Source organism: Bradyrhizobium sp. CCGB01 (genome assembly GCF_024199795.1).
Taxonomy (GTDB): Bacteria; Pseudomonadota; Alphaproteobacteria; order Rhizobiales; family Xanthobacteraceae; genus Bradyrhizobium.
Genome location: NZ_JANADK010000001.1, coordinates 2,516,007 through 2,529,702, shown reverse-complemented (window position 1 = coordinate 2,529,702; position 13,696 = coordinate 2,516,007). Strand labels below are relative to the sequence as shown.

Below are 13,696 nucleotides of genomic sequence, written 5' to 3'. Positions count from 1 at the left end.
GGACGGCCACGGGGACGCTTCGTGGCGGGCTTCGGCGGTTTTAAAGTCAAGATACCACCGACGCTGACAACGCAGGTTCCGCGGGATGGGATTGAACCGTTACGGGAGGCGCCAGCAAAGCCCGGGCAGCAGTCACGAGGGGAGCGAAATCAGCATCTGTCTTCCTGATGCGCTCCAGCTTGGCGACACCGACCATGACGTTCAGGCGGGCCAATGGCATACCCATCTCGTGAGCCATGAACGCGCCGAGTTGGGCAAGGCCGAGATAATTGCCGTAAGCCTTATCGAAGATCTGCTGCGTAGCATAGAATGCGTTGGTGACCAGACCGGCGGGGGTCGGCTCGAAGCTGACTTGTTGCAGGCAGGGAAATCCGAGCTGCGCGCTGGCGACATGGTCGCGCTCAGGATCGAACGTCGTTGCTTGGAGCATCGATCGCCGTACGCCCGGCCGGGAATTGTATTGAGACAAGATCCACTCCAGTTGATTCCCGTTACAGGGTCCCCGGCCATACATGACCATGCGCTCAAAATACAGCCCGCGGCCATTGGCTTTGCGGTTCATCGCCTGCCAGCGCGGGAATGTCGCGCGATAGAGGGTGAAAAGGCGGGCGCGGTCGCCGCGCGACATTTCCCAAAGGCGTTGCGGGAAGATCGTGAACGCGACGTCGTCGACCACGAGCCGGCTCTTGCGCTTGAGCAGCCGATCAAGAGCTTGGCGCACCGCAGGGCTTTCGGCGGCAGCGCCATTTTCGTCGAAGCCGCTCAGGCTCAACGTCAACGGGGCGACCTCGGTCCCCGCGCCATCGAGAATCTGCAGCAGCAGCCTCGCCCAGCCGCGCGACAGATTGGTGTCGTCAATCACCAAGGGCGGCGGCGCTACGAGAATCTTGGCCTTACTCATCCAGGTCCTCCTCCAAGTGGCGATATTGAGCCAGACCGATGTAGCCGTATTTCGGCTCATTTTTCTGAACCGGAGCGATGCGCACGAAGACCGCCCAGTCACCGGCGGTGGCCTGGAAGATCCCCGGCTTCACCGCTCGAAACAGGCGTCCGGTAGCTAGATCGCGCTCGAAGGCAAGTCCATCGCCCGCGACCTCGGCACCAGACGGGAGGAGAAGCAGCGTCTTGACCTCCGCATCCAAGGTAGGCGCGGTGCGATGGTGATCGGCGACGATCAAGGGCTCAGGAGTCAGCACACCAAGGATATCGGTGCGCACGTCCTTGGGCGTGACCCGTTGCAGGGCGGCCGCGCGGCCGCGCGACAGCATGTTCACACCTACCGAGAGGTGAGTGATAAGTGTCGCGTAGCCGACGCCGAACTCGCAGGCGATAGTGAATATCTGCGCTGGCGTCGCCGTTTCCGGCGCCCAGCGTCGAACCGCGAAAGCGCGACGCAAGCCGATGATCGGCATGAGGGCGAACCCTGCAAAGGTATCCGCCAGGAACTCTTTTGGATCGTCCCAGGGTTGCGCTTTCGCATCCTCGCGCAGCTCATCGATCGACGAGCCATGACCGAATACGTGATGGCCGAGCTCATGCGCACAATTGTAGGCACGCCGGGGCAGTGGCCGTCGCGCCGAGAGGTGGATGCGCGGAGGAAGGCCCCGCTGATACATCCCTTCCATATTGATGTTGTTGAAGCGCACCACTACGCCCAGCGTTTCGCACAATCCGTAGATGCAGATCGGCCCGGCCTGATCGAGCTTGGCCTTGGCCCGCGTGGCTGCGGCAGCCTGCATAGCCTCCGTCGCTAAGGCACGGCGGTCGAAGCTGAGCTTGGTGGTGCGCGTCACGCTCATCAGCGATCGCCTCCGCTTGGTTTCGGATCGCTGCGCATTGCGGCCAACAGCTTGAGCAGGCGTTCCAGATCATCGGGCTTGAGTTTGGAGAGTTCACGCGCGGCAAGCTCCAGCCTTGGGTCCTGGGCATCGAGCTTCTCTGGCGCCTCGCCAAGCAGAAATGCGACACTAACGTCGTAGATTTCGGCAAGCCGAGCGAGTTCGTCTGCTGAGACGCGACGGTTGCCGGCTTCCATTTCCGTGACCGAAGGACGATGCAGGCCCAGCATTTTGGCAACGTGGCCTTGTGATAGGCCCGCGAGCTTACGTGCCTGCTTGAGACGCTCCGCAATTTGGCTGCGCTTGATTGAATCAACTTCGGTCATGCTGCTGCGGCTTTTTGCTCGCTTTGCTTCTTAAAAAGGTCGCAGACAAAGGCCGCCGTCTCGTCGATTGTTCGGGCCAGCTTGGTCGTCTCGTCGACGAAGATATTCACGTCGTTGGGAATCTCGGCCTTGATCTCGGTCGCAAGGATTGTGGTCGCGACCGGCCAGACTTTACTGTCGAATTTGGGGATGTTCTCGACCGGCTTTATTGCCCCGCTAAGGGGCGGGCATTCCAGGCCGCTATCAGTCTGGATCTGACTGAGGATCTTGATCAGTGTTTCTTTAACCATAACGGGGTCCATGCTCGCCTCCTTCGACTTCCGACAAGCGGTAAGATAATCTTACATAGCGATCCCTTCAAGGGGGGCCGGCACAAAAAGTGAGGCCTGAAAGGGGCTGAGGCTGGTCCTCGAGGGGTGTTGTAACGTAGAGTGGAACAGACAAAGGAACGCAAAGGGAACAGGGATCGGCGCCGCTAGTTGGATTTTTACTAGCTGATGCTTATGCTCCCCCTAGAGGCAACGGAAACCATGACCATTCGGGTCAACCAGGAGCACGTAAACGACACCGCGAAGCTGATGATTCATCGGCTTATTGCGCGGGCGATCGGTCGCGACCCTTCGTTGATCGACAGTGCGAAGATTTCGCTCGATCGTAGCGCTTCGGAGCGTTACGCCGGCTATTCATTCGTCAGCGAATGGGGTGATTTGCTTCGCCTTCCGCCGTCGATGGTACGCCGTCGGTTGACGAGCCGCGACGAGGAAATGACTCGTTTGCGTCTGTCGTCCCCGTTCGTGATTGCCGATGGGATCGACTTTAGCGAGATTGCGCTAAGGCGTCGTATCTGGCAGGCGGCGAAGCGTCTTGCGGTGAAATCGGCTGCGCATGAACCCGCGGGTGCGCGGATCGCCGCGTGACGCAGCAATCATTCGTTCGAACTTTTGAGGACCTTGTCGAGACGGTCAGGGCGATAGCCCGGCTGTTCGAAACCGACAAGGTCTTCATTATTGGCAGTCAAAGCATTCTTCTCTCCTGGCCGGATGCTCCGGTCATCTTGAGAACATCTGGTGAAATCGACGCGTATCCTGAGAATGCCAGGTTATGGGAGATCACTCAAAAAGAACTCGATCCAGATTTCCCTCCGGAAGCTTCCGAAGAGATCAACGCGTTCTTTGGCGAAGGCTCTGATTTTCATCGGAATCACGGCTTCTATATCGACGGAGTGGACGAGAACACAGCACGTCTTCCGCCTGATTGGAACACGAGGGCCATCTACAAGGAGGTAGATGTCGACGACCGCACGGTTCTGGCAGTTGCGCCCTGCCCGGAAGACGCGATCGTTTCGAAACTTGCCCGATTGTCAGATAAGGACAAGGAGTTCGTCGAAGCCTACCATGCTGCGCGGCCGCTCAATCTCGATGTGATTGTCGAGAGGATCAAGGCAACCACGTTGGAGGCCGAATTGCAGCAGCGGGCGATTGGCTTCGTGAATCACCTGGCAAAGCAGCCGTCAGGCTTGAGCGGGTAACGCGTCTGAAACAAATGGATGCCTTCACATCAGCTGGCACAACAATAGGATCTGGCTTAGGCGCCGGCGGCCAACCAGCTTTTCTTCTTGTCGTCATCGGCCTTTCGCCGTCGGATTACGGGAGGATTGCTGAGGATCAGATAGCCGCCGAGGCGGGCGTCCATCCGGCCATCGTTGCCGGGCGCTGGCAAAGAGAACATGCCGACTATCGTCGCTTCTCGAAGATGCTGGGTCGTGGCGAGGTAAGCGCGCAGCTCGAGGGTGACTACGATTGATGGTCCTGGCACCGCCAGGCGGCGGCGCGAAAAGGCCGCATGTCTAGCGGCTCAACTCGAAATGCCCGGTCCCCTGGCGGCTCGTGAAGTAATTCCCGCTCAATCGGTCGTAGCTCGCGTTCGACAATTTCAAGATCGCGGATCCTTCATATGATGAGCCGGCGTCGATTTTGATGTTCTTCGGCACGACTCGATAAACGTAATAGAGGATCGGTCTCCCGGACTCCGGATCCCGCTTCGGGAGCGCAATCAGCGTTTCGGAATCTGAGTCGCGAGAGAAGACTTCCATGCTGACTCGCAAAAGATCTTGCTTGATCTGGGCTTTTGCGGTGACGAACCCACTTTTCTCTGCGTTCTGCCAGTGGATGTTCATATTCCATAGGCCGTTCAGATCAGGAAAGACCAGCCGATTGAGGCCCGGAAAGATGGACCATATCTTCTTCCAACCGATGTAGATCACGAACAAGAGCAGAGCGTTCAGCACGGTCGCCCCGGAAAACGCGATGCCGATGCTCGATAGAAGGGATGGATGATCGGCGAATTGCCAGATCAGCGCAACGACCGCCGCGACGCAAGCGGCGTACCACACGGCTACGATACCGACGACGCGGGTGATCGGAAGGATACTGATCATACACGCTCCTCGAACAGGACCTCGCGACCGCCCTGAAAGATCGCTATTCCGAAGCCTTCTGTGGCGATTCCAGACAGATGGACCCCAGGAATCGCGGATCCGAAGAGTGCCGCTAGATATCTGCCGCCGAAGCGCTTAGAGCGGTCGATTACGGCGCCATCGACGATTGGAGGCGAAAAGTATTGAGCCACCCTCGTCAACCGCCACGCATCAGACATGACATGGAAACCGTCGTGAAAATCGCTTCCGCGAGACGCTATCGTGACCAGTTGAGATACGAGATCAGTCTCCTCGAACCCTGGTTCGGATCTCGACAGTGGTAAGATCGGCAGGTTTTCGGGCGAATTGCAGATGATGACGCCCACACCTGAAAAATCGAGAGTTCGTCGCTTCATCACGTCGCGAAGCGTCCGGCACAGCCGCTCGATCGACAGCTCATGGTGAGGCTTCATAGAAAAATTCCGATCTTTAACCCCGCCGAGCCAGTCACCTTAGGGCGTGAATCTATAACCTGACTCTATCGACACTCCTAGCCGAGAGGCGTGGGCGAGTCACCGGCGAGTAGGCAGGGAAAGACCCGCTCGGGCGCGAAGTCGGTGGGCATGGCACCGGCGTTGAATGCGCCGAAACCGACGATCTCGTCGCTCTTGTCGGCTCTATCGAGGATGGCGATCTACGCCGCAACGTCACCGCTCGACGAGATTCCCTTCAGCCGACTGGACGGCACTCTGTTGACGAGGGTCAACATCATCAGGTCGCGGTCCAACGCGGCGGCATCCGGGCCGGTGCGGAATTCGTGATGCGTACGATGGGCTGATCGCTATCCGGCAGGAATGGTGAGAGACCTGGGCCGGGCTCACGGTCGTCCCAGTTCCTGCCTCAAGTCACGAGATTCATTCTGTGGAAAACTCAACCTGAAGGTGAATTCTCAATAGATCTGTCTTGTTAGGCTGAAAGGCTCTTCTCCAAATTTGATCCCGGGATCGATCGTTACGGCCGCGAACAATTGTGATCGTGCCGGGTGCTCGACCTCTGAATTGCCTCACTACCAATATTACGCGTTTATTTCTCGGAGAGGACTAATGGGCACTGGCAGGACCAAGGTCGCGATCGCTTTTGCGGTACTAGCTCTCCTCGCTCTGTTCGGCTTTCTACTAGCCCCCTGGGCGATCGATAGGATCGCGATCGGATGGCTCAACGAGCACTTCCCGCCTCGATCGGCCGCCGAAGCCCAGGCGAGCGCCATCAAGAGCTCGGCCAGCAGTTTGAATGAGATAGCCATTTCCAACGTCGCCTTCACGCTATCAACCGACACACTTGCCTCTTTGTTGAGCGGCGCAATTGGCGCTCTCGACACGCAAGCCATCAAAATCGACCAATTGTCCGTGCATTCCGGTGGGCAGCAAGTCCGGTTCTCCGGAGAATTTACTGCCCCGATTGGTTCGCTTGACGGAGCAGCCTCCGGGCAGGCGCAAGGTTCGATATCCGTCTCGACGACCGACCGCGGCATCGTTCTCACGCCGGCTCTTGATCGGGTGCAGGTGGCCTCGCTTAGCCTAAAAGGGCATCATCTGCCGGGCATGATCGTAAGCAGCGTCGGAGATGCGCTGACCTCCGTCATGGCGAACGTGAATAGCCGGATCAAGCCCATCGAGCTAGCGTTCATCAAGCAGCTTACGTCCGAACAACGTGTGTCATTGGGCAGCCAAACAATCATTGTCCCGGCTCAGTCGCTGACGGCCGCAAGCATCCTGATCGATGACAAGGGCATCACTTTTCTCGGCCAGATCAATGGTGAGCGGCAGCAAAATCAGCAACCGGTGGGTTCGACCGACTTTCCAGGCTTCAAATCCGCCTTCCTCGCGAAGGGCGCTCCGCTCCTGACGGGTGCACCGAAGGATGGCCTCGTCCTGTCCCCTGACCTGGTGAAAAGTGCGTTTTCTGGCTTCGGAGCTTCGATTCCCCCGCAGCAGCGGGCAACGGCCTCGCTCGAGGCTGCCTGGCGCAGTGTCCACAATCTCAAGGGGCCGGACGTATCGCTCATCCTACCGGCCGCCAACATCGGTACGGCAATTGCGCCATTGCTTCAGAAGGCTCTCGGCGAGGCGGCTGCCAAGAAATCCATCACCCTGCTGGATAGCAAATTCGTACTCTCCGACGGACGCTTGAGCGTGGTCGCGACCGCCACGGCCGATCTCAAGGACCCGGTACCGGGGAAAGCAACCTTCCGGCTCGGTATCGGTGGTTCGCCAGTGTCCGAGAACGGATCGCTGTCGTTGCTGCCGGTACTCGTCGAGGTGGAAATCATCAAGATCGAGACTACGCGGTTCGATCCGACCGAACTTGTGATCTCCGTGAACTCCATATTGGCCGGCCTTGTGTCCGGGGTTTCGCAGGCGCTGCCCTCGATCCCGATCGACGTGCCACCGCTGCGGATAGCCTCCATCGATCTCAAGGAGATAGCCAAGAAAACTCCTGGACTCGAGCTGTCGCCGGCGACGTTGCCCGCCGCCGAAGGCAAGCTGGCGGGCGCCGCGATCCTGATGGCCGGCGACGGGATCCAGATCCTCGCCGACGTCGATCTTGCATCTCCGAACCTCGCCGACCGTCCCGCTGGGGTGGCACCGCCGCCGTTCTCCGGAAAGATCGAGGATCTCAAGGAGGCCTTCAGCCAGCGCCGACGGACACGTTTCCCCGACGCCGATATGGCGTCGATTTCCGCCGACGTATCCTGGACGCGCCTCGCCGAAATCACCAATGCCCACTGGCAAGATATCGGCGGCATTCAGGCCGTCTATCGTGTCGACACCGGCTCCCAGGCAATGACCCCGACCGAAATCCGCCTGGTGAAGAAGCCGACATATGCGTGCTCGCAACGCAATTGCTCATTCCACTCCTGCGCCAATGATTGTACGCGGGACGGCTGCGATTGGGCGTGCGGTCGCGGCATATGCACGGACGTGCCATGTCCGAGTTTGATGTATCCTGGTAAATTCTGTCAAAAGTGTACCGGTGAACCGGTCTGCGAAGCAAACAAGGCGGCCTGTCAGGTCGCTCGCGAACCCAAATATCAAGCTTGTCGCACGGCTTGCGATGTCGCGGCCAATACGGAAAAGGCTGCGTGCGATGCGGCAGCCGTAACCGACAAGGCGGGATGTGATTTGGGGAACGCCATTCAGCAACTGGCGTCACAGATCGGCGGCATCGGCAAGATCGGGGGCGACGGACGGGCGCAAGGCGTCATAAAGGCGGACGCGGCCGCTTTGACGCTCACGACCGATCGCCCTGGCATTAGGTTCGCGCCGAAGATCGCCGTAGACCTCACCGTAAGCGGCGCGATCGACTTCACGCCCTACGACATTGGGACGGTTTTGGTGTGTCCAGCCAAGGGTAAGGCGTTCTTCTCGGCGAACGTAACCCTCCCGCCCCAGCAGCCGAGCATCACGGCTAGTTTCGCTGCTGCCCCTCCAGATCCGGCCGCCCCGAGCACGCTCATTCTCAACGGCCACGTCGACAGCTTCAACCTGAGGGCCAAGATCACCCCCGCACCGGCCGAGGCGGTGCTTACCCAGAACCCCCAGCTCCTTGTCGAGTGCAATCCGGTGTTGACGGGAGCGATCACGGGTCTCTCGATCATCGGAAAGGCACAAGGGCTCTCCGGTGGCGACATCATCAGGGCGTTGGCGGGGAAACAGGCCTCCGCTGCTTTCACCGGCGATGTCGACTATGATCTCGACGGTTTCGACATTCCGATCAAGATCGAGCACAAAGATCTCAAGCTTGGAGAGCAAGTCTTGGTAGTGGTAGCCCACCTGGGCGAACACTCGATTGGCTTCTCCGTTCGCCAGTAGGATCGCCACTCGTCATGCATTCCGCGGGGCGGAGGCGGCAACGCGTAGAGGGCCGCTTTCGAATGCTTTATCAAATGAGCAGCGCCTCTATCCGGGCATAGCTCGCAACCGCGGCCAATCGTCCGCGATACGCCAAGTAAGGTACGCGCACGCGACCACGCACAAGACGTAGAGGTAGGTTTGGATCGGTGGATAGATCCATGGCATTCCTTCGGTCAGATTGCGAATGCAATATGTCGACGGAGAACCTCCCTGAAACGTGAAATCCGTGAGGTGCTGCACCCAGCTCCAGCCCTCGCACCCGGGCTTCGAAGGAACCACCTTCAGAAGGAATTGTGCGGTCATGAATAGGCTTGCAAGGAACGGCACCGCAAACAACAAATAGACCCACCGACTCACCCGACCCGCGTGGCGACCGAGCTTGCTCGCCTCCTCCAATACAGCTTCTCGCGCCACAATGAGGCTGTCAGCTTCGATCTTAAGGGAGATCAGCAGCAGCAGAGCGAGCGGCGGACCAAAAGCGACGATGATGCCAGGCGAGATATCCAAAGAGACGCCGAGAGCGGAAAGCTTATCGGGATTCGCGGTTCGCGTAAGCGCGCAAAGCAGAATGAGTAGCAGGCAACGATTCCCGTACGCTCGGATGAAACTCGCTTCAGCGTTTAGGTAGGACAACATAGTATCCCCTCTTCCCCTGCTTCAATTCAGCATCGGGACCGAACATGATCGGTCACTCGATATCGTGCAAGGGGTCCCGCGTTGGACGCCCGCTTAGGCGAATTTGCGTGCGTATGCTCTAGCAGAGGGCCGCGGGCAAGCTTGGGGCGGAGCTCAGCCTGTTCGATAAACTTGTCTGCCTGCCGGGCGCCCTACGGAGGGCCGGAAGCGATCGGAATAACGCTTGGTTAAGCAAAATTGACTGCGTCCGGGCCTTGTTTGGATGTAAGCAATATGTACATTGTATCATAGATTTCCACGGTTTCCCGGGAAAACTGAGTCGAACGATGGCCAACATTTCCAAAAAGTACTCGCAGCTCACTCGCAAAGCAAAAAAAGCTGCGGCCATCGTGGTCAGAAAGTCGTCTTCGGATCCTGAAGAGAAGCGCATCTTTCAAACGTTTACGAAGCGCGCTCAGCAAGACTTCAGACCTGCAGCGAAGAAGCGCGCCTGAGACCGATTGGTCTATTTTGCTACTCCGGTCGTGATCCAATCTGGCCGGTTCTCTGCTCCTACACTCACGGCACAATGCGACTCGTAGACCCATCGATGGGTCGATCCATCGTCCGATCTACCGTCCAACGTTCGCTCGGTTTTCCCTTCGGCCACAAGTTCCAGGATGAGCGCATCGGAATCTCTCGGAAGCTCAAGCTTCTTTGCCCCGTTGACGTCATCCTTCCAAAGCGCAATGGCACTGGCTTGCGGAAAACGACCAAGCTCGTTTTGGCGCGCAATCAGACCGAAAGAAGTGAGCGTGAGAACCGACGTTCCAGGATCCTCGGCCAAGACCGTCGCGTATCTAGCCGGCCATCTGTTCTCCAACTGTGGCCCGTCCATTAGGAGCGCGATGAGGAGGTTGGGCCCTATGCCCCGGACGACCGCTTGGCAGGGATCTACGCGCGCCAAGTCTTCACAGATCAATGTCGTCAAAGTGCTGTTTCCTCTAAATACGAGGACGTCCAAACTCCGGCTGAGAATGGATAGGTGCTCCCACCAACTCTTATTTTGATCCAAGCCCAAATCGTAGGTTTCTATCTGGGACGAATTGAGCTTCCAGCGGTGATGCTTCTCTCGCACGAGGATGATCTTTTCCCAGTCCGTCATGGTGGAGGTCCGACGACTTTCCAACAGGAAGAACGGAGCGATGGCGACAAAATTCCCACTGCGACCGGAGCGATCGTTCGCTATCCCCGCAATCAAAATTCGATCATCCCGTCCTTGGCGAGGGCACGAGCGAGCTCTACGAACTGCGTGAAATTGAGTGCAAGCTCCGGAAGCACTACTGCGTCGACCCGCTTGCCTTTCGACCTCGCCTCTTCCACCAACTGCAAGACATATTCGACGAACGCCCGTCGCTTAGGCCTGTCTCGATTTTCGGGCAGCCAAGTGGATCGCACGCCAAACCATCCCCATGCGTCCTTTGAATGCGACGCGACCTCCTCGAAGGCGTCGTCAGCGATCCGGAATGGGTACGGCAAGAGCAGAAGTCCCAGTTTTTTCGGCCTTTGGCCGGTTCGTTGAGGAAAAACGGGTTGAACCCAACGGGCGCGGACCTGTCCTCGCGGGGGGAGTAGAGCGAGGTGATGCGAAAGCGATCTGAGAGTACACCCGACGGTGGGCGTCCTTGATTTGGGCTGGACGCATACAAGATCGTCGACAGCAGACGACAGTGAAAATGACGCTCGTTGGAGCGTGTAAAAGTCGTCGTCGGTCTCTTCCAGTACGTATGCGGACCGCATCGGCAGGACGAAGGGATGATCGGCATCGAATCCGATATCCTTGGACGCCTCGTCGGCAATCATCATCAACTCGACGCACGACATCCACCACTCGGGAGTGTCCGATGTCTCCGAAAGCGGTTCATAGACGATATCATCGCGAAACTGCCGAAGGCGACGCCACTTCGCTACAATACCGCTTGGCGCAGCAGGCAGCGTCCGGCCGGGCGGCGTAGGTGCTCGGAGCCATTCCCTCCCGAGTTTGGCGGCGCGGTTTCGCATTGCCGAGCCCACGATGAGACTGCGAAAACCTGTATCCGGCATAACCACGTATGGCGCGATATGATGGGATGCGCCTGAACGCTCCAGCAGGTGAGCCGCAAACGCAAAGACATCCGCAGGCAACCGAGGCGGTTGTGCGAACGGATCTTGGTCGACGGGAAAATCGGGAAACAACGACCGAAATACGTCTTCTAAGGTTGCCATCACTACTACGGGAAATTTGTGTGCCGGTCTCGTCGGGATTGTGGAGCAGTCCAGACCTGAGGTCTATTCGAATCCTTGAGTTTTCCCGGCTAGCGTCCTGAGATTTTGCACAGCGCCCCGGAACAGGTGGACAATCGACGGCCATCGCGTTTGCGAATCCCAGCCATGTGTTAGCTGACGGAACGACGCTGGGGCAGCAGGGTTTCGCGTCCCAGACAGGAGCGATTTCGATGCTCATGACGAAGGAACGGCGGCCCGCGGTCCGCACGCTGCGCGGCTGGGCCATCTCCGTGCTGTTGGAGGTCGGCGCCATCCGCGAGTGCGAAGGACACGGCTAAATGCCGGACAGATCCGATCCTCACGCCCGCGAGAGTGCCTTCGACATTGCGCGTCGGGATCCACCACCGGCAGTCTCGCCGGAGGCGGCGGCCGTCGCAATCGCCGAATTGCTCGACTCGATCGGCGATACGTGCCCGGAGTGCCCTTCCCAAGAAGCGTAGCCACCAAAGACCTTGGGCGGCCGGACGCTCCCGCAGCAAGCATCCTTATCGACATGAATGCTTTCTATGTGTCGGTCGAGCAGCTAGGCCGAATACATTTCGGCTAGTACGAGGCTACGCCTGTGCCTTAGAAGAGTGACATTTCGCAGGAGTAGCGCTTGGCCGACGATCGAAATCTATGCTCGCTGTGTTTTGGGAAAGGCGTCTTGCGGGATTGGCTTGAAACTTCGGGCAGCGAGGGCGACTGCGACTTCGACCCTACCCATACTTCAGCCACCTGCGTTACCGTCGACGAGCTCGCGGAAGAGGCCGATCGGTGGTTCCAGCAGAACTACCAGCCCGGCGCGCCGATGGTCGAGATAGACTCCGACCCGGAAAGCGACAGATTGTATCATGGAACGGAGGGACAACCGTACGAGGAGATTTTCGAAGAGGAATTGGGTGCTTCGGAAGACGTGGTGCGGGCGGTGATCGACGCTCTGCCTGATGATTCCCACTACGAAATAATGCAAGGCGGCGAGCCATTCTACACGGATGCGCACAACTTCGAGCCGATCAGGACCGCCCGCGCACGCGAACAGGCCGACCAGGACGATTATTGGTTCGAGAACAGATATGCCTTCCGTTGGCAGGACTTCTGCAAGCAGGTGCAGTTCAATTCGCGGTTCTTCGGTATCCAGCAGAAGTTGGACGACCTTTTCGGCAAACCGGAGGAATACGGCGAGGGGCCGGTGAAGCCTCTCTACGATCTTCCGCCCGGCCAGGTCGTATTTCGCGCAAGGCTCATGAACGACGAATTGAGCGAGGAAGCCCTGAACGCCAAGGGTGCATCGCTCCTGGGAGCGCCCCCGCCCAATCGAACACAGGGCGGGCGAATGAATGTCGAGTTCATTCCCGTATTCTACGGGGCATTCGCCCGCGCGACCGCGTTGGCCGAATTGAGACCTGGCATAGGCGACGATATTGCGATCGGCAAATTCATCACACGGACGCCGCTGAAGGTCTTTGATTTCACGGTGTTCGAGCAGCGTGCACCGGATCGGAAGCCCTTCTTCTACCACAACCGATACGAGTTCATCACCCAAATGCAGGACGAGATCAGCAGGCCGGTTCGCCCACACGAACGACAACGCGAATACATCGCGACGCAAATCGTGGCGGAGTATCTTCGTTCGTTCTTCGGCTGCGATGCGGTGATTTTCAAATCGTCCATGCAGCGGGATGATACTCAGGACAACCGAAACATCGTCATCCTGCACCGCGATAGCTTCGTCGGAGCTGACGATCCGAGCGTGCTTTCCTACGTCGACTGGTCGTTGCAGGAAGTCACCGACGTCAGATACTCCGTATCCGACGGGACGTTCTAGTCGGACAGCGGACGCTGAGCGAACTCGCCTTGTGCGCAGTCGCCGAGATCGACCATCCTTGGCTCGAGATCGAGTGTTCGCGCTGCAGGACCAGGCGAGACGTCGATCTCGCTGCCATGAAGCATCCGCCGACCACGTTCGTGCACGACCTCGCCAGCCGGTTGCGCTGCCGCAAATGCGCCAAGACGGGCCGGCGGCCGGCGCACCGACGATTTCCAATCAGCAAGAAACCACCGCTCAAGGCGCGAGCCTGCCAATCACATTGTCGGGAGTAGATGGGCCGCCGGCTGCCACAAAACACCGTTTGAAAAACCGTTTTAGTCCGGCCTTCTCAAACGGTTTCTCTCGCTAAGGTCTTGATTTGTATGGTGGGCGCACCAGGGCTCGAACCTGGGACCCGCTGATTAAGAGCCTTGAATCGTCCGATTTGCGCTCCGAAGCCGCCGATTCGCGCA

At 58.5% G+C, this 13,696-nt stretch carries 15 protein-coding genes and 2 pseudogenes; 8 read left to right on the top strand and 9 right to left on the bottom strand.

Annotated elements, in window-relative coordinates; genetic code table 11:
- Positions 1–46: 46 nt before the first annotated feature.
- The 4 genes from NLM25_RS11390 to NLM25_RS11375 are packed head-to-tail and all read right to left on the bottom strand — an operon-like array spanning position 47 to position 2,466.
- Positions 47–901, bottom strand: coding sequence for a thymidylate synthase (locus tag NLM25_RS11390; RefSeq protein WP_254137010.1), 855 nt, complete (start codon positions 899–901; stop codon positions 47–49).
- Complete coding sequence (locus NLM25_RS11385; protein ID WP_254137009.1) at positions 894–1,799, bottom strand: ImmA/IrrE family metallo-endopeptidase; 906 nt, start codon at positions 1,797–1,799, stop codon at positions 894–896. Before NLM25_RS11385 ends, NLM25_RS11390 begins: the two co-directional genes overlap by 8 nt.
- Positions 1,799–2,164, bottom strand: a complete 366-nt coding sequence (locus NLM25_RS11380) for a helix-turn-helix domain-containing protein (RefSeq protein ID WP_254137008.1) — start codon at positions 2,162–2,164, stop codon at positions 1,799–1,801. The genes NLM25_RS11385 and NLM25_RS11380 overlap by 1 nt, the downstream gene beginning before the upstream one ends.
- Positions 2,161–2,466, bottom strand: a complete 306-nt coding sequence (locus NLM25_RS11375; protein WP_254137007.1) for a hypothetical protein — start codon at positions 2,464–2,466, stop codon at positions 2,161–2,163. The genes NLM25_RS11380 and NLM25_RS11375 overlap by 4 nt, the downstream gene beginning before the upstream one ends.
- A gap of 228 nt (positions 2,467–2,694) precedes the next feature.
- On the opposite strand from NLM25_RS11375, the gene NLM25_RS11370 reads away from it, so the two are divergent.
- The 3 genes from NLM25_RS11370 to NLM25_RS11360 are packed head-to-tail and all read left to right on the top strand — an operon-like array spanning position 2,695 to position 3,967.
- Positions 2,695–3,081, top strand: coding sequence for a hypothetical protein (locus tag NLM25_RS11370; RefSeq protein ID WP_254137006.1), 387 nt, complete (start codon positions 2,695–2,697; stop codon positions 3,079–3,081).
- Positions 3,078–3,692, top strand: a complete 615-nt coding sequence (locus tag NLM25_RS11365; protein WP_254137005.1) for a DUF6036 family nucleotidyltransferase — start codon at positions 3,078–3,080, stop codon at positions 3,690–3,692. Before NLM25_RS11370 ends, NLM25_RS11365 begins: the two co-directional genes overlap by 4 nt.
- A 14-nt stretch (positions 3,693–3,706) precedes the next feature.
- Positions 3,707–3,967 carry a hypothetical protein gene (locus NLM25_RS11360; protein WP_254137004.1) on the top strand — a complete coding sequence of 87 codons (261 nt, stop codon included), beginning with the start codon at positions 3,707–3,709 and terminating at the stop codon, positions 3,965–3,967.
- 43 nt (positions 3,968–4,010) lie between these two features.
- Here the strand turns inward: NLM25_RS11360 and NLM25_RS11355 are convergent, their stop codons facing one another.
- Both NLM25_RS11355 and NLM25_RS11350 read right to left on the bottom strand, forming a co-directional pair.
- Positions 4,011–4,601, bottom strand: coding sequence for a hypothetical protein (locus tag NLM25_RS11355; protein ID WP_254137003.1), 591 nt, complete (start codon positions 4,599–4,601; stop codon positions 4,011–4,013).
- Positions 4,598–5,053 carry a hypothetical protein gene (locus NLM25_RS11350; RefSeq protein WP_254137002.1) on the bottom strand — a complete coding sequence of 152 codons (456 nt, stop codon included), beginning with the start codon at positions 5,051–5,053 and terminating at the stop codon, positions 4,598–4,600. Before NLM25_RS11350 ends, NLM25_RS11355 begins: the two co-directional genes overlap by 4 nt.
- Before the next feature lie 630 nt (positions 5,054–5,683).
- On the opposite strand from NLM25_RS11350, the gene NLM25_RS11345 reads away from it, so the two are divergent.
- The gene (locus NLM25_RS11345) at positions 5,684–8,452 is read left to right on the top strand and encodes a hypothetical protein (protein ID WP_254137001.1); all 2,769 of its coding nucleotides are present in this window, start codon (positions 5,684–5,686) and stop codon (positions 8,450–8,452) included.
- An 87-nt stretch (positions 8,453–8,539) separates the two neighbouring features.
- On the opposite strand, the gene NLM25_RS11340 is transcribed toward NLM25_RS11345, so the two are convergent.
- The gene (locus tag NLM25_RS11340; RefSeq protein ID WP_254137000.1) at positions 8,540–9,130 is read right to left on the bottom strand and encodes a hypothetical protein; all 591 of its coding nucleotides are present in this window, start codon (positions 9,128–9,130) and stop codon (positions 8,540–8,542) included.
- 326 nt (positions 9,131–9,456) lie between these two features.
- Between NLM25_RS11340 and NLM25_RS11335 the strand changes: the two genes are divergently transcribed.
- The gene (locus tag NLM25_RS11335; protein WP_254136999.1) at positions 9,457–9,624 is read left to right on the top strand and encodes a hypothetical protein; all 168 of its coding nucleotides are present in this window, start codon (positions 9,457–9,459) and stop codon (positions 9,622–9,624) included.
- 11 nt (positions 9,625–9,635) lie between these two features.
- Here the strand turns inward: NLM25_RS11335 and NLM25_RS11330 are convergent, their stop codons facing one another.
- Entirely contained in the window at positions 9,636–10,274 is a 639-nt protein-coding gene (locus NLM25_RS11330; protein ID WP_254136998.1) for a hypothetical protein, read from the bottom strand.
- 92 nt (positions 10,275–10,366) lie between these two features.
- Positions 10,367–11,374: a hypothetical protein gene (locus NLM25_RS11325; protein ID WP_254136997.1), complete on the bottom strand. Its 1,008-nt coding sequence runs from the start codon at positions 11,372–11,374 to the stop codon at positions 10,367–10,369.
- 230 nt (positions 11,375–11,604) lie between these two features.
- Here NLM25_RS11325 and NLM25_RS11320 point away from each other — a divergent pair.
- The 3 genes and pseudogenes from NLM25_RS11320 to NLM25_RS11310 form a co-directional block, all read left to right on the top strand.
- A pseudogene (locus tag NLM25_RS11320) lies at positions 11,605–11,874 on the top strand (hypothetical protein).
- A 158-nt stretch (positions 11,875–12,032) separates the two neighbouring features.
- Positions 12,033–13,241, top strand: a complete 1,209-nt coding sequence (locus tag NLM25_RS11315) for an RES family NAD+ phosphorylase (RefSeq protein WP_254136996.1) — start codon at positions 12,033–12,035, stop codon at positions 13,239–13,241.
- A 56-nt stretch (positions 13,242–13,297) separates the two neighbouring features.
- Positions 13,298–13,516: pseudogene (locus NLM25_RS11310) on the top strand (hypothetical protein); the annotation flags it as partial.
- Between the last annotated feature and the right edge of the window lie 180 nt (positions 13,517–13,696).